Origin of the sequence: Thorsellia kenyensis (genome assembly GCF_042432445.1) — a bacterium.
Taxonomy (GTDB): domain Bacteria; phylum Pseudomonadota; class Gammaproteobacteria; order Enterobacterales; family Thorselliaceae; genus Thorsellia; species Thorsellia kenyensis.
Map to the genome: position 1 here is coordinate 1 of NZ_JBHLXE010000111.1, position 20,836 is coordinate 20,836.

Annotated in this window: 16 protein-coding genes; 5 read left to right on the forward strand and 11 right to left on the reverse strand. The window is 34.9% G+C overall.

Annotated elements, in window-relative coordinates:
* Positions 1-86 precede the first annotated feature (86 nt).
* The 4 genes from mobI (ACFFIT_RS12765) to ACFFIT_RS12780 all read right to left on the reverse strand — a co-directional run bounded on the left by mobI (ACFFIT_RS12765) (position 87) and on the right by ACFFIT_RS12780 (position 4,604).
* The gene (gene mobI / locus ACFFIT_RS12765; protein WP_385878240.1) at positions 87-590 is read right to left on the reverse strand and encodes a conjugative transfer protein MobI(A/C); all 504 of its coding nucleotides are present in this window, start codon (positions 588-590) and stop codon (positions 87-89) included.
* 29 nt (positions 591-619) lie between these two features.
* Positions 620-1,129 (reverse strand): conjugative transfer protein MobI(A/C), encoded by a 510-nt coding sequence (mobI, locus tag ACFFIT_RS12770; RefSeq protein ID WP_385878242.1) that lies wholly within the window; start codon positions 1,127-1,129, stop codon positions 620-622.
* Positions 1,130-2,214: 1,085 nt separating this feature from the next.
* Complete coding sequence (locus ACFFIT_RS12775; protein ID WP_385878243.1) at positions 2,215-2,925, reverse strand: OmpA family protein; 711 nt, start codon at positions 2,923-2,925, stop codon at positions 2,215-2,217.
* A gap of 11 nt (positions 2,926-2,936) precedes the next feature.
* On the reverse strand, positions 2,937-4,604 hold the full coding sequence (locus ACFFIT_RS12780) for a MotA/TolQ/ExbB proton channel family protein (RefSeq protein WP_385878245.1): 1,668 nt from the start codon (positions 4,602-4,604) through the stop codon (positions 2,937-2,939).
* A gap of 684 nt (positions 4,605-5,288) precedes the next feature.
* Between ACFFIT_RS12780 and ACFFIT_RS12785 the strand changes: the two genes are divergently transcribed.
* From ACFFIT_RS12785 to ACFFIT_RS12795, 3 genes are all read left to right on the forward strand, one after another.
* Entirely contained in the window at positions 5,289-5,567 is a 279-nt protein-coding gene (locus tag ACFFIT_RS12785) for a hypothetical protein (RefSeq protein ID WP_385878247.1), read from the forward strand.
* Between the two features lie 71 nt (positions 5,568-5,638).
* A complete protein-coding gene (locus ACFFIT_RS12790) occupies positions 5,639-5,911 on the forward strand; it encodes a hypothetical protein (protein ID WP_385878248.1) in 273 nt (90 codons plus the stop codon).
* 19 nt (positions 5,912-5,930) lie between these two features.
* Positions 5,931-6,485, forward strand: coding sequence for a FlhC family transcriptional regulator (locus ACFFIT_RS12795; protein WP_385878250.1), 555 nt, complete (start codon positions 5,931-5,933; stop codon positions 6,483-6,485).
* A 54-nt stretch (positions 6,486-6,539) separates the two neighbouring features.
* Here the strand turns inward: ACFFIT_RS12795 and ACFFIT_RS12800 are convergent, their stop codons facing one another.
* From ACFFIT_RS12800 to ACFFIT_RS12820, 5 genes are all read right to left on the reverse strand, one after another.
* Positions 6,540-6,764: a DUF2798 domain-containing protein gene (locus ACFFIT_RS12800; RefSeq protein ID WP_385878252.1), complete on the reverse strand. Its 225-nt coding sequence runs from the start codon at positions 6,762-6,764 to the stop codon at positions 6,540-6,542.
* Between the two features lie 308 nt (positions 6,765-7,072).
* The gene (locus ACFFIT_RS12805) at positions 7,073-10,504 is read right to left on the reverse strand and encodes a conjugal transfer protein TraG N-terminal domain-containing protein (protein ID WP_385878254.1); all 3,432 of its coding nucleotides are present in this window, start codon (positions 10,502-10,504) and stop codon (positions 7,073-7,075) included.
* An 11-nt stretch (positions 10,505-10,515) separates the two neighbouring features.
* Positions 10,516-11,862: a conjugal transfer protein TraH gene (locus ACFFIT_RS12810; RefSeq protein ID WP_385878346.1), complete on the reverse strand. Its 1,347-nt coding sequence runs from the start codon at positions 11,860-11,862 to the stop codon at positions 10,516-10,518.
* Between the two features lie 180 nt (positions 11,863-12,042).
* Positions 12,043-12,981: a conjugal transfer protein TraF gene (gene traF, locus ACFFIT_RS12815; protein ID WP_385878256.1), complete on the reverse strand. Its 939-nt coding sequence runs from the start codon at positions 12,979-12,981 to the stop codon at positions 12,043-12,045.
* A 199-nt stretch (positions 12,982-13,180) separates the two neighbouring features.
* Entirely contained in the window at positions 13,181-14,284 is a 1,104-nt protein-coding gene (locus ACFFIT_RS12820; RefSeq protein ID WP_385878258.1) for a toprim domain-containing protein, read from the reverse strand.
* Between the two features lie 612 nt (positions 14,285-14,896).
* Here ACFFIT_RS12820 and ACFFIT_RS12825 point away from each other — a divergent pair.
* Both ACFFIT_RS12825 and ACFFIT_RS12830 read left to right on the forward strand, forming a co-directional pair.
* Positions 14,897-15,988: a hypothetical protein gene (locus ACFFIT_RS12825; RefSeq protein WP_385878260.1), complete on the forward strand. Its 1,092-nt coding sequence runs from the start codon at positions 14,897-14,899 to the stop codon at positions 15,986-15,988.
* 121 nt (positions 15,989-16,109) lie between these two features.
* Complete coding sequence (locus ACFFIT_RS12830) at positions 16,110-16,754, forward strand: LysE family translocator (RefSeq protein ID WP_385878261.1); 645 nt, start codon at positions 16,110-16,112, stop codon at positions 16,752-16,754.
* Between the two features lie 152 nt (positions 16,755-16,906).
* Here ACFFIT_RS12830 and traN read toward each other — a convergent pair whose 3' ends face one another.
* Together traN and ACFFIT_RS12840 are read right to left on the reverse strand one after the other, a co-directional pair.
* Complete coding sequence (gene traN, locus ACFFIT_RS12835) at positions 16,907-19,771, reverse strand: conjugal transfer protein TraN (protein WP_385878263.1); 2,865 nt, start codon at positions 19,769-19,771, stop codon at positions 16,907-16,909.
* The gene (locus ACFFIT_RS12840) at positions 19,771-20,823 is read right to left on the reverse strand and encodes a TraU family protein (RefSeq protein ID WP_446697456.1); all 1,053 of its coding nucleotides are present in this window, start codon (positions 20,821-20,823) and stop codon (positions 19,771-19,773) included. Before ACFFIT_RS12840 ends, traN begins: the two co-directional genes overlap by 1 nt.
* Between the last annotated feature and the right edge of the window lie 13 nt (positions 20,824-20,836).

The window sequence follows — 20,836 nt, forward strand, 5'->3', positions numbered from 1 at the left end:
CTTTTCGACCCTCAATTAATCCCATGCGACTGACAGCGGGTATGCACTTATTATACGAATCCACGATTCATTAATTCGTAGCTGAGTTAATTTGCCTTTTGAATAAGCTGTTGGTGAATTTTCAATAAAACATTCAATCTTTTGCGAATCAAACAAAATTTTTCTTCTATGAATGTGGCATGCTCTCTTTCCCAAGCTGGTACCCCACTTGTTAGGCCAAAAGAATAGCTCATCTTTTTTTTATTCATTTTCAAGGGGATAATTAAAGCTTTTTTTTTGATTTCCTTAACTGAAAAATATTGTAAAAACCATTCTATAGTAAATCCTTTTTTCTTAATCGCTATTTTAACGAAAAGCATGACCTCATTGCTTTGAATATTGCTATCGTGTTGGTCACTTTTTAGTGAGCTGTATCTTAAAATAAGATGATCATTGACTAAATAGTTCGCTTGACTCAGAAGCCATTTTATTTCATCATCTATACGTACATTGAGTTCTTCAAGAAATAAGCGCTCATAACCTCGCATTTTGTCTTTAAATACTTTTTCCTTAGAGTTTTCAAATAGACATTCATCCTTTAATTGGGGCATCTTACAATCCTTGTTAACATATCAATATCTTACTTGTTTACTTGTTTACTTGCTAATGTTAATCGATTTATTGCAATTAGCCTGTTTATTTGATTACGTAATACCGAAAATCTATTTTCAAGATCTAAAGCCTCCCTCACCTCCCATGTCTTAGGTCGATTCGCTTTTTTAAAACTAAAGCGTAAATCCTTTTTATTAAATTTCATTCGTTTCTTAAATACTCGCCATTGACCATTAATTTTCATAAAATTATTTTGGTACCATTCAATGGCAAAACTGTGTTTATTTTCGCGTATTACAATCGTTAATGTACCCCATTCATGCATAGTTTTATTTTTTCTAATGATTTCATTTAAAGAGTTATACTCAGCAGTTAAATTCTGAGCTTCTTCTCTTAACCAATCCATTTGCTCCTTAATTCGTTGATTGATAATATCGTGAAGGTCATTTTTTTTAGCTTGTATTTGACGGTTAAATTCACTGACGCTAATGGCGCGCTTTAGTGCAATTTCCCATTGAGAATCTTCCTGTGATTTCATAACTCTCCTTATTGTTACTCTTACTTAAACAAATACTATTCTAAAATGATTCAAAGTGAGCAAATAGGCATAACTTTGTTGAAAATAGTATCACAATCTTTGGCTATGCATCGATATACAGAAAACAGTCATTCATATTGCATCAAAAGCGCAGCCAAGATTTTCTTATTTCACTATCAATAATAGGATTTAATATTAAGGAGTATAGCTTAATTTATTTGATTTTATGTATTTTAAGGAAAACCTTTCCTCTTTCTTAGCCTAACTGAAAATCCTTCAAGTTGCAGGATTGAGTATTATTAAGAAACGATTGTGTGGGTTTTAAATAATGTCAGAACCTGCATCATAATTTCTATTGGATAGAGTAATCAGACTTGATTTTTGATTTATTCTCTAGAGTTCATTTTTCTAAATTCATTTTCTTTTGTTAATTTTCTTTTGTTAATTTTCTGAACTTAAGAAACCAATTGAGGTCTTCAAGCTTTGAGCCTTGTAATGTGAATGATTAATGAGCTTATAGTATTCGGAGCTTGTCAAGATAGTGGTTAGCAGAACGAATGTCGGTGAGAAAAGGTAGGGACTAAATCAACCCTATCTGCAGTGTTTAAAAAGTATGATAGTAAGTGACGAGATAAAGGCGCAATAAATTACGCTAGAGTAGGAATAACCTTTTGAATTAAAAAACACTGTTTTTTAAGACTTTTAAAGGTAAGAAAGAGTAAAAAGTAAAATTCTGCTTTAGATTGTAATATTCATTTTCCCTTTTTCACTCAAATTTTGCGCTGTCAATTTAAGAACCACTGTTTGATCAGCATATGATATATTCATAATTTGTTTAACTGTATAGCACATCTATATTGAACAATTAATTTAGTAGATAGATACTTTTTCCAGCTGAAATAAAATTAGCGAGTGTTTTTCAGATCCATTTGTTAATTTATTGAAATGTATTCACATTGTGGGGATTATTCCGATGCGTTAGGGGGAGGGAGAATTAGTGATAAAAGCGGCCTATTGATGTGTACTGTGTGAATGAACTATGAAAAAGTACTAACCTTATACCGTTCCAAAACTGTTACGCTAGTTTATTCTTGAATAATTTTACTTATTTGAATATCAGCGTTTGTAATAACACGAAAAGTAACGCGTCTAGATTTGTCAGAATCTTCTTTGCCCTCTTCATCAACAATGGGCTTACTAGATGATAACCCAACTGCAGCAACGTGGCTTCTTATCCAATCCTTTTGGCCTTCTAACGATTCTAATGATTGAATATATGAGAGTACAGATCGGGTCCTTGCCTGTGATAATTCCATATTGTAAAAGTAGGCTTCATCCACACTGGTCATTTCTCCCCATTGACTACTGGTGTGCCCCTCAATACGAACTTCTTTTATTGACTCTTTAAATTTATCCAATACTGCCATATAGCGTGGAAAGAAATCCCTAAGCATAGTTTGAAAACTTTCAGATAACTCATATGAGCCTTTAGAAAATAAAATGTCTGGAGATTTAAATTCAAACGCTAAAGTGTCCTTATCTATCTGGGCATTCCATGCATTCAATTCTTTAGAGAACTCCAGTAAAAGTGCATCATATATGGCAACTTGATTCTGTTGATATGCTACTGCGATGGATTTTATTTTATCACGTTCAATAAGCGCATGGCGCATTAATGCAATACTAATAAATAAAAATACCACCATTAACCCTGTCATTAAATCAGATACACTGATCCATTGTTCTGATGCATCCTGTTTTTTTTTAGTTTTATGTTCGCCGAAAATTTTTTTCATGATATGTTATTTTAATGAGATTGATTATCTTTCAAATGCCCTAATACTTTTTCTGTTTGGGTAATTAATACATCGCCCATAGTAATTTGTGTAGCCGCGATGTCTTGAAGCACTACTTCAAGCGATGATTCAAATTTATTGATAAAGGCTTTAGTTGATTCATCAAAAGATTCAATTTGCATATTAATTGCTTCAAGCGTAACTTCTATTACTTTTTTGACTTGTTCTTCCACCTGATTTTGCATATTAAGTGTATGAATCAATAATGCATCACTGATACTATTTTGGTTACCTTCAAAACTTTCTAATACCGATTTATGTGTATTATGCAACTCTTTCAATACATCATTCATTATTTTTTCAAATGTCATAAATTGAACATTCATCGCTTCAGTGGTTCTATCCACATTATGCTTTGTTTGATCGTTGATACGATTTAAAATCAGATCGGTATTATCTAAAATAGAATCTGTCATTTCATTCTGAGAAGTTGAAAAAGTTTCCATCACATTTTTAACTGAGTCGCTGAATTTATCAACCATCTCATGCATTCTTCTATCAAAATGGATATGAACATTTTTAGCGCTTTGACTTGCCTGCATTAAACTTTCGGCGATTACCTTATTAGATTCAGTTAAGTGGTTTGCACTTTGAGTTAATGATTGGTTTAGTTGACTAGCGCCGTTTGCAAGTTGCGATGTCACTTCCTCTATTTTACTCTGAATGATAGGCACTGCTTCAACGGCTTTTTCACGCATCAAAGCAAATGCTGCTAGATGCCTATTTAGCTCATTAATTTGATGTTGATTAACATGCAAAACTTCTTCCAAGGATTTTGATATCCCAAACACCTTTTGCATTGACTCAACCACTTTCTCAGATGTTTTTGACATGTGGCCTGCACTTAAAGAGTTTTGCTTATGTAACTCAATTAAACGGTTCATTTCATCTAAGTGATTATCCTGCCAATCTACCAATTTAAAAACTGCTTCATTTAATTTTTTAAAATTAGCACCAAACTGATCGGTAAGATTTTGGTTAAAATCTTCAATAACTGATTTTAATGCTTCAATAATCGTTTCAGTTGCTGATTTTGATAAAATATTGATAAATTCATCTAATTTTAGCCATAAAGCTTGCTCAAATTTTTCATATCGCTGAGTTTGACTTGTTTGGAATTTATGATTCTCTTCTCGTAATTTAGCAATCTCTCCAATCAATGAACGTCCTTGCTCATCTTGAAATGAAGTTTCTATTTTTTTTAACGATGTGCTTTGTGACTTTAAAATTTCATAAATATGGGCAGGTGTAATGTCTTCTTGAGTAACTGTCGTCAAATCATCATCTGTTTTGCCTTCGAAAAAAGTCACTAACGTCTTAAATACCATCGATAAAATTAAGCCTATTAAACTGGTGACAAACGCAGTTTTTAGACCCGAAAGCAAAGTTTCAATACTTTCATCAATGGTTTCTGGGTCAAATTCTAATAAACCGAAAAAAATCCCAAGAAACGTTCCAAAAATACCAATAGATGTCAATAGTGACGGGGTATAATCAACAAAACCTGATAATTTTTTTCTTATCAAACAGAGGAAAGAAAAAATAAAAATAAAGGTCATTACAAGAAAGAAGGATAAGTTAATACTGTTTTCTAAAATTAAATTCAAGATTATTGCCATGGCATTTTCTCTACTGATGCGACTGATGATTATGCTAGACTATAAATGCAATTAACCTATTAAAGTGGTAAGTTTTACACCTAAGCGAGGCATTTATTGCAATTTGTTAATTGGCATTATAACACTCGCACGGGGCATTTCATACGCCAAAAATTAAAAATCAACGGTCGCTTTAAAATTACTTTGACATCCGCGCTTATCATTAAAAATCATTCACCGCCTGATAATTAAGGCTCTACAGGCGCTCCACCCGGATGCTTCCCCCCATTAATTTGAGGTGTATATCGACAAACTTATCCAAGAGAAGTTTGTTTTAAATGAAATGAATTCATCTCTATCATGGGTAAACCCTGAAAATGTTTCAGCCTTGAAACATTTTTATAGGTGACTGTATTAAAGACACTGCTGCAATAAAGCCACTTTGAATAAAAAGTGACGTCACTGGCTTTTGTTTTTGAGTTTGACTTTGACTTTGGGCTCGAGCTTAGGCTATACGTTTAACTTCAGGTTTTCTCTATACTTCATAAACGACATTTCTTTACGTGTTTTTTTCGTTTTGCTGGCAATAAATTAACCTTACGAATCAAATTATGAACGATAATTATACAACCTATCTTGAAGGATAATCCTACAAGATATTAACCGTTCTGAATCTATAATTATCAATTTTTAAAGGAAAATTTTATGTATAGGAATCCTCATATCCTCAAATTCAATCACCACTTATTACTGTCGATGAAGATAGTGGCTGATAGCAATTTAGAAGAATGCATCATCAGGTTTAAACTCACTAGAGAATTTGCCACCGCAATAAAGAATCTCTCTTTGTTAGATTGGATACAATTACTAGAGCAAGAAGATATGATTTTTATTTCATGTGATCTTGACCCAAAGCAAGTTAAAAGGAGGCTTATCCACCCCGATTGCTCCTTATTTCGCCTTGAACAGATCCTTGGAAAATAAAAATATTTTCACTAACAAGCTTAAATGCTTAACTCATTTTACAGTTAACTATTCTTTAATATGGAGTCACTATGGATAACAACCAAATCATCTTTGAGCTTAACTACCACTATATTTGGCTTATAAAAAAATTAGGAAACCTAGATTTCAATAAAGCCTGCAAACAGTTACTTATTGAGCCTGAACTTCTAAAGATAATTGTATCTTTAACTACAGAAGAGCTTAATCTTTTGTGTCTAAGCGAAAAAACCATCTTTTCTTGGGAACTCAATCTCATACAACTCAATAATTTGTTTTTAAAGAGTCCCTATTTACCAGAACAACAATTCATTTTAAACAATTAGAAAAAACAAGGCATCAAGGATGACAAAAATTCAAGTTTATGAAAAACGCTTTGAAGCATTAACACTGTTAAGATTAGGCTTATCAGTCAGCATCGTTTCTAAATGCTCAGAGCTTCCTCCCTCTTTTGTAAGGGAAATGCATAAAAAACTTTTTTTAACTGCATCAAGGTCTGGTCCCTTAAAAGAAGTGAATGGGATATTAAAAAATACCCGAGTGATGATTCAAGCATCTATAATATTAAAAAATTATATTTCCATCGGAAATAACATATTTAAAGAAGTAGACATTGATGCGCTCATCAAAGCTTATGATATTTATTCTGACTGTTTCTATCGAAGTCAATTAGATAAGGATAACTTATGGCAATCTATCTCACTGAATCATGCATGGCAACTTTGCCGCGGTCTTATATCCAAAGAAATTAAATTGAGAGTTTGTCCTAAGGGATGTACTTATATTGAGTCAAACAATCAAAATTTAAAATTGCAATGCCAACTGTGTTATCTGATTAAAATAGAGTTAGGAAGGATAAAAAAACGCAAAAGAAAAAGGAGATTAAAATTGGCTGAATAAAGCACAGCCGACATAAACTAAGCTCAATTCAGCAAACAATAATAACAATTGGGCTTAGTTACCTACTATTTTAGCGGTAATTTTATGTATAAATGGGGCTAAAATAATTACGATGGTGAAAGCCGCAGGCCAAGCGAACATAAAAGATCTCATCCATGTTTTAAAATAATGACTTTCAAAGCCAATATTTACAAAAGTCACCCAGCCACTCATAAAAAATGCCATACACATTGACATTAAAAAACTAAACACAAGCCTTGTTAGTAGCTGCTTATTCATCAAAAACTCCTTTAATTTTTATTGTTTGTCAGTATTAAATTCCACCAGTTGAATTTACATATAGTGATGTGTTTTTATAAATACACGTATAGAAAGATACGAAGGTTGTCTTAATCTATAAATAAAGATGATCGCTAATTGTTCTTTCTCGCAGGGTTCTTTGACAAAAGACGCATAAAACGTCAGTAAACTGGCCTTTTATATTCAAGCATTGACAATGTGCGGATATTAGCAGAAATCAATTTGAATTACATCTAAGATAATATACGTCTGAGGCTCATTCACCTTTTTTTATTCTATTTTTTACATCAATCTTTGGAATTCAATGCCCTTAGAGGAATTAGCTCATTTTTAGCAAAATCTCCAGCCAATGAGGCATTAAATAGCCTACTTATTTCATCATCTACTTTTTGAATGGAAGCTCCATCATAAGCCCCTCTCTCTTCAATAAGCTGTTGACGCAAATTTTGTATTTCCTCCTTTTTCATCAAGTTATCATCTGAGAGCAACAATCGATTTGCCAGACTTTCCGTAAAGGAATAAGCAAAGATTTTACTTTGTATAGGCGATAGTCCCATATTTATGCCCTCTTGATAAGCCTCAAGTTTAAAATCTTCTCGATATTTATCCAAATATTCATTCATTTTATTTTCCATGACAGCCCCTTTAACTCCGGCAATTATCGCCTCAGTTTTTGCGCCAAAGCCAATACTCTCAAGATTAGAAGAATCCTGATTGAATGAGTTTTTGTACGCTGCTAATGGATTTTTGAACTCTTTACCTGCATTATAAGCTGCTTTAAATCCATTAAAACTCGCTTCTGTTGCTACGGATGCTCTGTGCAAAAAACCACGTTCTGAAGGTTCATTAAGAGCCCTATCTCGATATTTTTTATAATCCTCAGCTACATAAGTCGACGCATTCATCAATGCTTTTGCATAATTTGAGGGCGTTTTTTTCATGTCCTGGATTACGTTAAAAAATCGAGCTGCATTTTGTGACGATAAAGCAGGATTATTTATTTCAGTCTCCCACATTTTTGTTTTTTTTTCTTGGAATTGACTATCTTGTTCTTGATAAAATTGACGGGAATTATCTTTATGTTGATTATCGTTGTTGATTGAATTATTTTGAAATGCCTCTCTTTTTTGTGAGAATTCTTCTTTTTTTTCCTCCAAAAACGCTTGATTAAAAGGTGATTGAATAGTCTTTAATTGGGATTCTGCTTTTTGTGCCATCGCATCAAATTGCCTAACTTCTTTAGTGCCATGATAATTTTGGTCTTCAAATGCAGGTATGGGTGAATGCGTAGCTAAAGCCATAAGCTGATGCGCTGCATTTTTATCATTATTGCGTTCACCAATGTGTGAATTTGTTGATTGAGATAACGCTTCAAAAGAGGCTGCAAAATAGGCCTGTTCATCATCGGTAAGGAGATTTTGGTAAATGGGTAGTAGTTCTCGCATACGATTCGCGGCTTGAGGATGTTCATTCATGTAACCATCTAAATAGCTAATTAACGCTGTATTATTCATGGCTTGTTTACTTAATGTTAGCCCATCTGTGTGTTTTTGCGATTTAAATGCATGATTAGCTTGTTTAATCGAACTATATTTGTTGGATGCTGAGTTCATACGCTCTGCAGCCTTTAATAAGATGTTTTGTTGATTAGTTGCAAAACTGGAAGTGACACCTTCAGAGGATTGTTGGATCAGATCTTGGCTGAGCGTATTTAAGTACTCTGCTCTTAATGCCTCATTTTCTGATAGTTTTTGCAAGTCAGAGGTGAATGATTGACTTGATTGATTCTGTTGTGCGCTGGTGGTAGAAGTTGCCTTGGAAGAAATATCTCCATTTACATTAAATCCTAATTTGTTTTTAGTCACTAACGATAAAGGATTAACTTTTTCACTGTTACCTAAAGCGCTATTTTTAACGCCACCCTGACCTATAGAAATCCCCCCTGCTAGCACCCCACTGACCAATCCTTGGACTGCAGCCTGACTTTCCTGTCCAAAACCATATCTTTTACTCATATCTTGCGCTATTTCTTGGACAATACCATGACTCCTACCATAAGCATTACTCATTGACTCGCCAAAGGAACTTAACGATTGATAAGAGAGAGATTCACCTATATTTTGACTCACAGAGTGCCCAAGTTGCTCTGAAAACCTTGTTGTTGCTTGAATACTATCTTCTTTGGCGGCCGATTCAATATAATTGATTCCACTGTCAGATGTAAACTGACTCAACAGCTGGGCACTCCCTGTTTTAGCCATGCCACTCAATTCGCTGGCTTGATATAAAGAAGCATGAGAAGCAACAGGGGATATTTGATTCAGATCAGGTGCAATCATTTTTTCGTTGAGAGTATCGCTAGACTGAAGTCTCCCTGCCAAATGTGTGGCTGATATTGATGTTCCATAAACAAGCATTAACGAAATAGCAGGAACACTTGATGCCAACATACCGCCAGTAGAAAGCCAGGTTTGTAATAAACCATCTAAGTGCTGCAATCCTGTAAATGAAGAAACTTGCAAACCGTTTATTGTAGATAATTGGGACATCTGTTGATTAATACTGGAATGAATATATAAATTTATAATCGCGAGTAGGGGCAGCCATAATTGAATCCATAACAAAATCAGCAAATATTTACCCACCATTTTAAGGCCTATTACCCCAAGACATAGAACAAACCCCATAATAGGTGTGATTGCAAAGATAAAACCCTCAAAAAAAGTCATCATCGGGCGGACTATATTTAAGAAAAGTGTTTGCTCTGCAGACCACTGAGTATTGCGTTGCAATATGGCCAAATTGACCATAGCAGCGGCGTTAAATGCTTGTTCATCTTGATATTTCTCTACAACAGCGTCCTCATATATTGGTAACAATACTGCACCAGCAATATACATTTGCAAGGAGGTGCTGTCTTGCCCCAATTGATTGAGTGCCTCCCGCAGTATTCTTTCTTGTGATTCTGTTACACTTCCTCTGTTAGCAACATTAAGTAATTCTCTGAGTCTTGGGATAAATTGAGATTGGGTCATATTTTTTAGTTCATGGTAGGCTTGCTGACAATCCAGAGCTAATTCTTTTCCTTTGACATAAATTAATGTGCCATAGACAGAGGATTCAAATCTTAATGCTTCAATGACATCCGGATGGCTTTGCAGATAGTGTTTATCTATCTGTCCAATATCAATTCCTATAAGTGTGCACTCTTTAATGTAGTTTTTCCATGAATCTAACATCTCTGTTCCATCCATTTGACCAAGCTTTGCTAAGACTTGATTATTCATAAATTGTTGTCTTACTTTTGCTAGTGCCTCTAAGGTAGAAGCAAAGCCGTAATCAGTCATAGCGGGGGTTGCAAAAGCTTGTTCAAATAATTTTGTAAGCCCTCCCCCCACTTTAGAAATAATAGCGCCTGCTGCACCTACTCCCATAGGTACGTTATCAATTACCCTCGCCTCTGCTGTATACTTATCATTAATAATCACCGTTGTTCTGGCACCAAATGTTAAAGAAAACACTAACCATGCAACAAATAATTGTTTAAAATCTATTCCACTATTAATATTCAAAATCGCCTGAAAACCTAATAATAGCACCCCTATAACTAGCCCTATTTTTCCCAGCGTCATAAAGTCACTGAGTTGTGTTACGAGGGCTACGGCTTGTAAAATTTTGGCCAAAAAAGCACCGTCACCAATCGAATCGACTTCCCACATAATCGGACAACCTATTGATGACTCAAGTCTAAATAATTAGATCTTTGCAATAATTGTAAGAGTTGATTATAGTGAGCGATTATTTCTTGCTCTGAGCCATATCTTATAATTAACGCTTGATATTGCCGATTAACATCTTCTCTTATATTGTTCAGTTCTTGTCGCATGATTAAGCTATGGCTATGATCATCGATTGACAACGTATATAGGACTGTTTTTAGCATACTGTCAACCATAATTCTGGCCATATCTAAGGCAATAAATGGCGCTGCTCTTGCACTAAACCCCCTTGCTGCACTCTCATTTAATGCACTAAGTGTTCTTACCATTGAGCCTATATGGCCTGGCATTATAGATAAGAGTGCAATCTCTTCTTCGTTTAATGACCCTAGATTTTTAGCATACTTTGTAATTATTCCGTACGATTCACCATTACCAAGTAACATTTCAGCTACCCTTTGTGAAAGGCCAATGAGTGACATTTTGACTAACTGTGGATTTAAACATCCATTTTCAATATGGTCATCACAAGCATACTGTTGAACTTCTCCACCAAGCAGCAAATCTTCAAGCGTGATTAATTGACCTGGAAGTTTAGTCATAGAAAAACTTTGTCCTTTGTCTAACTTGTCTTGAACTAGCTCGCCTACAATCAAGGATCCTGTCAAAGACATTATGGATTCCAGTAACTTTTCATCCCCTGTTATAAACCACTCGTCAACAGCATGCTTTTTTAATGCCCTCCAAACCAAATTCCCTTGAATGAATGCCTTAACTTCTTTAGGCGCAATATCAAGAAGGTTTTCATAAGGGCTCTTACCTTGAGAAGTCGACCAATTGGTAAAAATATCCCCGCTCCCACTTATCATCCCCATCAAACTTGCTTCATTCTGCCCTTTTGCCTGCAATGCACTCAGAGAATCATTAACCACTCCTTGCGCTAGTTGACAGGAATTACCAAAATATTCATTGAGTTGTTGCACCTTTTTTTGAAGAGTTTCGATATGCTGACTACATTTTTCACACATAGAACTTAAGGCCAGCTGGAATGCATATCCCTTTGCATTTGAAGCCACTGAACGAAGCAACTGAATAAATTGATCGGCATTTATAAAAGAGAGGCTCCCTGCATACATATCTAAGCCAGCACATCCAGCCTCCATAGAAGGGGGAACAAAAGAGAGTAGTGATTCATCCATGATTTTATTTCTTACAACAATACTGCCGCCACTTATTACTCCTCTTCGTTGAGTTTCATAAACCCCTGGTTGAGTTGTATTAGTCATAGAACCTAACAGTCTTTCCATTTCGCTTTGCATACTGCCATGAACTGACAGGGAAAAATTGCCTAGGCACATTAATAGTATCAGTATTACTGATAAATATTTGAGCCGATAAGTTAAAGTCTTAAATGAGTTATTTTTATTTTGTCCTCCCAAAAATGCTATGGAAATAGGCATAAATAAATTCCTTTTTATCATATTAAATTACCTCTTTTTTCCACTGACGAGTGGTAAGTCTGATTAATATATTGGTGCTTAATTGGCATGTAGAATGCTTTGTGAAACTGGTAAATTAAGTGCTCTTGTTGCCTCATACTCCTCTTGTGTAATTAAATTCACACTCAATGCAATCAGCAAAATATGGTCAATCAATTCTGTATAACTTAATACACCTTGAGACAATGGGATCAGTTTGTCCTCTCCCTTTAAAAATAGAGAAGGTACACTAGTAACATTCAACGCCATAGCTTGGCCTTTATCTATGATAAATTCTGAAAATAAATTATCTGGTAGAGGGCGTCCGTCTAACGCGATGGCTAAAATGGTCAACTCAAATTTCTCCTTTAATGCTTTTAAAATAGGAGCTTGTATATGGCAATAAGGACAATCAGAACGATAAAAAAAATAAATCCCTGTTTTTTTACTCAATTCGATAAGTAATTTTTCTTTATTATCTTGTGCTATTTTATCTAATGCCTTTGATGCAAAAGGGGCAAGAGGTCTTCTATTTCTCTCATCTAATTCAGGATGTTGCATGACGACTTGCTGAGAAAGAGTTGCGAATGTTTCACTTTTATCCATCATTTTTTTTTGCAAAAAGAGATACGTTTTAATGTTATCGAAGGTGGGGACATCAATAGCAGCATCTAAAAATTTTGGTAGATTATCCCTAAACCATTCATTCGAAAATTGGACATCCGTTAACTCAAGAGCTTCATTTGTTAAATTAGCATTCATTCTATTATCAGAATTCACTGAGTCCATTTCTTCATCAATAACAAGTTGCTCTTTATACCAAAACCATCCCTGCTGATGGTTTTCGAAAAACCTTGGATTAATTTCGTTCTCTTTCTCATTTGTATAACCTCTGGGTAGACTTGATGTTAATTGACTTTGCCCAATACCATTTGCTAATGGCCCATCATTTTTTAAAAGAATGGAGATAGCAATAAATAAAATTGAATATAAATACACGAAAAAGCCTCCCCTACATGTTATTAAGCAAGCCAATAAAATTTATGGATAAATAATTTTGTTAAATTGCTTTAGCTTTAGCGTCTGCGTTGTTTTAATGGACTGTCGCCAAACCGCGATAAAATCTGTTAGTACTCTTTTTTCAAAATAAAAGCCACATAGCACAATCACTAGTGGCTTTTTAAATGGCATTAAAAGATCATCTTGATAGTTGTAAAAGTGTATTAAAAAATATTTTCCCTTCTTTTATTAACACATCGTTCCAATCTATGCCCTTTTGCTGGTTTATTAACTCATAGGGTGGAAGCAAAATAATTGTTTTAATATGCTGCTTCATCATTCTTTGTTTAAGCTTTTCTGCAACTTTTAATCCCGTACCACTTTGATCAAGATCTGCCCAAATAAGTAACTTCTTTATGTTTTTAGGAGGAACAAAAGAAGCTAATTGCTGGGCATTGACGCATGACCATACAGGCAGCTCAGTTGCAACATATATGGACAATGCAGTCTCTATTCCCTCTGCGACACACAGCAAGTCATGGCAGCTATTCGGCGTAATCAATCTTATCGCCGCAGCCTCTAGGGACAAAAATTTAGCATAAGGCATCATTTTCTTAGGCGCATCAACATCCGCTTTAGTCCCATTAGCACTTAGAAAAATTCTTAATAATGTTATCTTTTGGCTATCATTATTAATCGATCCTAAAAGACAAGGTAATTTATCAATTACTATTCCACTTTTATTAAAATAGGATAGACCTCGATGAAAACGAAGTGTTTTATCCAAAATACGCCAATCTTTTAGTACTAAACCTCTTGATTCAAGATAAGTCCTAGCTAAAGCTGAACTCGTTTCTGCTAATGAAATTGATTGAGACCATACAGATTCAATTCTTTGCTGTTTTTGTTTTTCCTTCATCATATCGTTTGAACTGAGTATATGCCAAGCACGCGTCTTTATCCCTGTGTTTAAATGGTGAGATAAATAAGTGGTATTTTTACTTGGACTTTGAATCAAAGCGTCAATTTCGTTAAGGCATGTTTTAAAATCCCATCCTTTTAATCGACCTAACAAAGCGATGGCATTATAAAAATACCCGCACGTATTACACACACTAGCACCAACAAAAATATCATCTTTAAAAAAACGAAAACCATCTTTTCCACCATGAATAGGACAAGGCACATGCCTACCTATTCGAGTTAATGCAGGAGTTAATTCCGGTGCTAACGCACTCAAAATCATTTCCCAGCGACCTGCAGCTCGCTTTTTAAGTTCTTGGACATCAATAAATTGTGACATTGTTACCTCCTAAAAAAACTCAAGTTAGGCAAATAAACTCAATCCTCAAATTAATAAATACCCATAAACTACAAATAGCAGGCTTTATTTCAACCTCCGCATTGACGTCATGGATAAAAAATAATTTCCATGACTTCAATGTAAAACTCTTAGTGAGAGCATAGTGTTGAAATACGACATGGTTGAATCAGTATGATGTCGGTCAAGAACACCACATTTCTGATTCAGAGGAAAAATCAATTGCTTAATGATAAGTTATGATTATCCTAATCAATCAGGCTCATGCTGATTGAAGCTCGAAGATAGTTCTTCATTTTTACTCTAGAAATGACTTAACACAGTTAAATCATTTCAAAATCTGAGTGCATAGACACAAAAATTTAACTTTTTAGAGTAATCAAAGTGTCGATATGATATAAAAGAATCAATATCTTTTGGGATAAGCAAAATGCGTAAAAAATCACTTTCTAGGCCTTTAAATAGTTCAGTTAAAAAGAGCTAATACTGAATAAACTTCAGATTTTTTTAGTTAATTTTATTAATTTTCTTTTTTACTATTTACTATTCATTTTTTATTGTTTTAATTACTATGATTTAAATTTAGGAGTGCACATGAAAGCACCAGCGTTAACCGAAAAAAAAATTAGACTCCTCATTAACTTTTTGACGATTCTATTCAGTTTGTTTTTTTATTCTCAGACTTCACAGGCGGAAACTTATGTCGGAACCATAAAAAATATTCCAATTGTGATGGAATTAAATATTTATGATGGACAGATAAGTGGCAGGTATTTTTATAAAAAATATGGGGTAGATATCCCCTTGAGTGGATATTATGATAAAGCGAAAATTCACTTAATTGAAAATGAAGAAAAAAGGCAAGGTATCTTCCTATTTCTTAATAAAGAGTGTGGATTTTTTTGTCCAGGGGGTTATTGGTACGATGAATTAAATTCAAAATCACTACCTATTAATTTGCGGGAAATTGATGGCAATAGTATTAATCCTAATGATTCATATGGGTTAGATAGAAATTCTGAATATACTATTTATGATATTTTAAGGCAGGAAAGCATAACTTTTTCAGAAAAAAAATCGGCGCCTTTTACAGACTTCTCCTCGATGGAATTGATTTGGATGCAAGACAAAAAATCAAAACTAGAGTTTTTTAATTTAAAAGCCAATCAAACCTTTACGCAAGTACAAAAAGTAAATAAATTTCTTGAAGAGGAATTTCGGAGATTTAATTTAGCCTTCTATGAAGGTGCATCGACAGATATTTTATTCAATCCTAATTTTGCTAGAGAGAATCTACTGAGCTTTTCAGTGCTAGGTAACATATTCTACCCCGGTACAGCTCATCCTGCTTACTTAGATAATCACTATACCATTCATATTCCCTCAGCGAGATTACTTTCTATTGAAGATATTATTACCCTTCCTGAAAACCAACAAGTGGCTCCATGGTTAATGTCACAATTATTGCAAATTGCTCCTAATGAGATGCAATCACAACCTGAGTGTAATTATATGGATATTAATACTTGGAATATTGATTCACATTCTGGTTGGTATTTAACTAATAAAGGGCTTCATATTTCACCTACTTATCCTTTTGTTTTAAACGCTTGTGGTTCACCAGAATGGGCAGTCTTGCCATTATCAGTGATTCAACAAAATCCAGGGCTTGTTACGATTGAATAATTAGTCAACTTGCGTATGCTAAGAATGCAACGCAAGTAATTAAACTCTAAATACTGATGGCCCTATAAAAATTAAATATCTAGCCATCTTAACGATTACAATGATTAACTTAAGGGATCAGATGGATTTAACAATTCTCTTTACTTATATAATAAGTATTATCTTATTGATTATAACACCGGGGCCAGTAATGGCATTAGTAATTAATGTTGCTTCAAAAAATAAGAAAAAAGTCATCAGTACACTCTTTGGCACTAACTTCGCCTCATTAGTTTATATATCCCTAGCGGCTTTAACAATTGCGGGCATGATGACAATCAGTGATAGCGTAATGACTATTTTGAGTTTTTTAGGTAGCCTTTTTATTTTCTATTTGGGTATACAGATCACTCGTGGCTACTTTTATGCAAAGATAGCTATAAGTCAAAATGATGCGCTAAAAAGTAAAACAACGGGCGGTTTCTTTTCTGGTTTCCTTGTGGCTATAGCCAATCCAAAAGATATTATTTTTTTCATTTCGTTCTTTCCTCAATTTATTTTAATCACTGACAGTTTTTCAAAAAGTATAACAATACTCTCCTTCACTTGGATAATTTTGGATTTTCTAGTACTCTACGCATGTGCTATTTTCATGCAAAAGCAAACTCTTAAAGTGAAACAGCTAATAGAACTAGGTTCAGGAATTTTACTGTTAGGAGTATCCATAATAAGTTTTTATTTTAATTATCACAATATGTGGGTACTTTTAAGCGGCTCATTTTCTTAATACAAATACGTGCGCAAGAACTTATAAAAAAATTAAACTCTTGCGTCAATACAATGAAAGATTAAGCATGTTGATTAAAATTTTATTTTTATAACGCAGTAGTAAAAAAACTGCTCAATTTTGATTTTTATAACCCAGGTGATTTGTTGCACTTATTTAATTCGTTCATTTAATCTCTCTAAAACATTTGTCCTTTTTAGTTCATCAGTTAAGTACTTTCCCTGTGTCATTGAATCAATATCTATAGCATCAAGCGCCTCTAGCCTGCCACTTATACCTAATATGGCTATCCACTCATCTAAGTTAATATTTTCCATATTTACCTCGTCTAATTGCTCTAGGCTGAGGCCCTCACACATAGGGGCTCTAGGCTCTCCAAAAGTTAAGTTAAGCTGTGTTCTGGCCTGTTCTTGAAATATCCTAGCAAGAGGTGAAGAAAAACAACAATAGGATTCTACTTTCTCAAGACATTTACCAAAAAGACTTTTTTTGCAAAAAGAACCTACTGAATGACAACTTTTTAGCTCTCTTTTCACGCCTAATTCAAATTCCGCGGCCTCGCAAGGCCAAATCATATTTAACAATAATAGAGTCACACTATAAATGGTATAAACCGTCATCACACCACTTAGGAGGGTTCCAGCTATTTGTCCTAAGTAAAAATTTCCACCAACCATAACACCTTCTGCACTGAGCGTACCTCCTACATTGCTGAATAAAGCAGTCTGAGCTTGCGCTCCTAGAGTCTCACCAACCCATTTTGCCGTTGAATTGGTTAAGGATTGTAAAACACTTGAGGCAGCTTCCACAGCCCCTGTGGTGCCTAATTCACTTGGCGATGCACCTATAAGAGCATCCCACCTTGAACTCAATGGGCCTAAAAGATGAGACCAGGACTCTTCAATAGGCTGTTTTAGACTCTGCCATGTGCCATAAAAAGCGTTATCCACATCAAATACATTCAATTGGGAATTCAAATTATTCATTGCAAATGCCAACTCAACATAGTCTCCTAGCGAAACACACTTAGGCCTATCACAACAATTAACAATATTCCCTATCGATTTAAGACAAGAACTGGCTTCGCCTTTAAATAGTTCACATTCAATATTTTGAGATATTCCATCATCATCACACGTCAAATCATTTCCCATATCTTGTGCTAAATTCAATTGAGCCAATGCCTGATTAAAATTTGCATCTATTTGTACTATAGGTTCCATGCACTCATGTCCTAAGCATTCTATTGGACCATCACAATGATACTTCCTATCCCTTTTAACATTTGACACAAGGATGTCTTCAGGGCAATTAAATGTCATTTCTAAATTGCGGCAACTCCCAGACTCTAAAGACTCTGTTTTTTCGTCTAAACACATGCTTTTCGATAGGTGGCATTGAGGATTCTTTTCAAATATCTCACAACTGTCATGACTTTTTTTATAAAAAATATCGCTGGTTTTTGTGGTGCCATTTTCGACACTTTCGCTAATTTTTTCACAGGTAAAATAATTATTGATGGTTTTTATTTCATTTTCCTTAAAGTAACTTTCAATGACCTCACAATCTGCAAAATCACTCGGGAATAAAGAGGAAATAGTACAGGCTTGAGGTGGAGTTTTATTTGAGCATTCATAAATATCTTGAAATTTTTGGCATTGACCTGATGTGCGATTGTACTCACTACATTGTGAAGAGTAAAAACCACAAGCTGGATTACTTTCCAATGTATGGCATAGAGTTCCTTCACTATCTTGGTAGGTTTCTTCATTCGCTGTGACCCTGATTAATCGACAAAATGGAGATATGCCTTCTATTAAAGGTGGTGAGAAGTCTTTTTCACAAACAAGTAACCCATTTATCACTGAGCATTTATTTGTTACATCTGGCAAATCAATACAACTCACTCCATACTCTGAAAATTGACTTTTAAATAATTCTACTTTTTGTAGGCAAGATTCAGGGTACCATTCATCTTTAACCAGTATTTTACTCGGATTGTACTGTATTTTTATTCTGGCATATCCTTCCCCTAAACCAGTAACTGAAGTACGCATTTTTATAGCAATTTCTTTGTTTGCTTCTACTGAAGTAAATAAAGATGTTAAATCTTGATTCAGTGTCCATTCCCAATTAGTACTGAGCTCACATGCGCCTTGTGTTTCAGGGGGAAATAAATCATTAGGTCCAGACCAAATCTTATAATCATCAATCCATATTTGCATATAGTCATCCCATTTAGCATATTCCAGGATTACCTTATCAATAGCCTTTGGATTGATAATTCTAAGACGGATAAATTCTTCAAAAATAGTACAATTTCCTCGCCAATAATTATCACCTACCTCCCCTATCCACACATATATGCATCCCTCAGCACAAGAAGATATATTTAGTGGACCTTCAATATGTTCAATAATACCAGCTTCGTAGTCGTGCCTAAGTTCACATGACTGAGTCCCATGCGCATATCTATCACATTGTTTAAATAATGGTACAGAGGATTCGGAGGTACACTCGTCAAACTCATCACTAAACGATAAATTTGAGGTTGATAAAAGTAATTGGCTTAATCTAAACATGGGATCTAAGCTCAAATCTGGTCTAGCTCTGTTATCAATCGTTTGAAACTGTTGAAATGCTTCTGCAGACAGACTATTACTATTTGTCATTTGCTTAAGTTTTTGTTCACTATTTTGTATCAATTTCGTTTCATCATCATAAAATGTTGATAAATCAGTATCTTCCTCCACTATCTCATTCAAAGGATCAAAAAAAGATTCGTCAATCACTAATTTTTCATCAAAAAGCATAATATCAATGCCAAGGCCAGGTTGTGACGGCTCAACAAATCTTGGCAATTCAACTGATTCAAGTAATTCCTGAGCGAATTTTTGTCCTTCAAATCCAGACTGTCTATTGTTCGCATGACTCAAAAAAGGAACGATGTTCATGAGAAAACAGAGAGTCAAAATATTAAATCGTTCAATGACTTTGCAACGCAGAAAAGGGGTCATTAAAAGCCGCCTCCCGTGTTGCAGCAATCTTGCCAACACCAAAGAAGATAAACGGCATCTTCTCCTGCACCAGGAATACTTCGCCACTCTCCCCAGTTGATTGTAGATTCACCTATCTGATGAGATGAGGTGGATTCTGGCAGAGGAAAAAACATACTCATCTTATACTGGCTTTTAGGTAACATAAGTTCTGTTACAGGCCCGCAGAGTGCCTTGTCACCCATTGTTTTTTTAGCAAAACCACGACGATGAGAAATAGCCAATGATCGTGTGGCGAGATGGCTGGTTTTTTGTGCAAAAGAGCCCATTGCAAGCGTGTGACCAGATAATGGATAAAGATGGCCAAAACTACCAGCACACCAAAATAGTGTATCAATTGGCTTACCCGATGAGGAGGATATAGCATCTGATACGCACGCTGTGACCGCTTGGGGGTTAGCGAATAGAATGGATTCAGGATGCGCAAAAAATGCCAATTCATCATTTAACCAAGTAGGATCTAGCTCAGAGGCAAACATTAAATCAAAATCAAGGTAACTGTCTCTTGCGCATTGGGGAGAGATGAACATATCTAGCATAGCCATGATGGGAAATGAGTAATAATGATAATGAAAAAAAGCCAAATCTCCTATATCAAAATTACCCTCACCATGAGAACCTTGTGAGAGTTTTGAACCTAACGGAAGTGTCATACCACCTAGCACAGGAGAACAACCTGGCTTCCTAACCAATTCAATTAGATGCACTGGTTGCCACATACCAGTGACGATCCCTGGTTTAGGTAAGCCTAGAGGGTCGTCGCACAGGCATAAACTCTTTCTAGAAGCCCCTTGAGGTAAATCTAAACTTGATAAATTTATGCCGCCTATGTTTAATGGAAACAAACAAGACCAGCAAATATCGCTAAGCAATCTTTGAGAAAAAAGTGAAGCATTAGGACAGTCAAGTGAAGATTCAGCATAAGCATCACCTATGCATAAACAAAGAAATGCCCATAATTTTCTATATTTGCGCGCCACATTTTTAAATTTAACCATACTATAACGATTCATATCACCTCCTTGT

Excerpts from the sequence above, each read along its gene's own strand:
- mobI (WP_385878240.1), bottom strand. The coding sequence starts at position 590 with ATGCCCCAATTAAAGGATGAATGTCTATTTGAAAACTCTAAGGAAAAA.
- mobI (WP_385878242.1), bottom strand. The coding sequence starts at position 1,129 with ATGAAATCACAGGAAGATTCTCAATGGGAAATTGCACTAAAGCGCGCC.
- ACFFIT_RS12775 (WP_385878243.1), bottom strand. The coding sequence starts at position 2,925 with ATGAAAAAAATTTTCGGCGAACATAAAACTAAAAAAAAACAGGATGCA.
- ACFFIT_RS12780 (WP_385878245.1), bottom strand. The coding sequence starts at position 4,604 with ATGGCAATAATCTTGAATTTAATTTTAGAAAACAGTATTAACTTATCC.
- ACFFIT_RS12785 (WP_385878247.1), top strand. The coding sequence starts at position 5,289 with ATGTATAGGAATCCTCATATCCTCAAATTCAATCACCACTTATTACTG.
- ACFFIT_RS12790 (WP_385878248.1), top strand. The coding sequence starts at position 5,639 with ATGGATAACAACCAAATCATCTTTGAGCTTAACTACCACTATATTTGG.
- ACFFIT_RS12795 (WP_385878250.1), top strand. The coding sequence starts at position 5,931 with ATGACAAAAATTCAAGTTTATGAAAAACGCTTTGAAGCATTAACACTG.
- ACFFIT_RS12800 (WP_385878252.1), bottom strand. The coding sequence starts at position 6,764 with ATGAATAAGCAGCTACTAACAAGGCTTGTGTTTAGTTTTTTAATGTCA.
- ACFFIT_RS12805 (WP_385878254.1), bottom strand. The coding sequence starts at position 10,504 with ATGTGGGAAGTCGATTCGATTGGTGACGGTGCTTTTTTGGCCAAAATT.
- ACFFIT_RS12810 (WP_385878346.1), bottom strand. The coding sequence starts at position 11,862 with ATGTGCCTAGGCAATTTTTCCCTGTCAGTTCATGGCAGTATGCAAAGC.
- ACFFIT_RS12820 (WP_385878258.1), bottom strand. The coding sequence starts at position 14,284 with ATGTCACAATTTATTGATGTCCAAGAACTTAAAAAGCGAGCTGCAGGT.
- ACFFIT_RS12825 (WP_385878260.1), top strand. The coding sequence starts at position 14,897 with ATGAAAGCACCAGCGTTAACCGAAAAAAAAATTAGACTCCTCATTAAC.
- ACFFIT_RS12830 (WP_385878261.1), top strand. The coding sequence starts at position 16,110 with ATGGATTTAACAATTCTCTTTACTTATATAATAAGTATTATCTTATTG.
- traN (WP_385878263.1), bottom strand. The coding sequence starts at position 19,771 with ATGACCCCTTTTCTGCGTTGCAAAGTCATTGAACGATTTAATATTTTG.
- ACFFIT_RS12840 (WP_446697456.1), bottom strand. The coding sequence starts at position 20,823 with ATGAATCGTTATAGTATGGTTAAATTTAAAAATGTGGCGCGCAAATAT.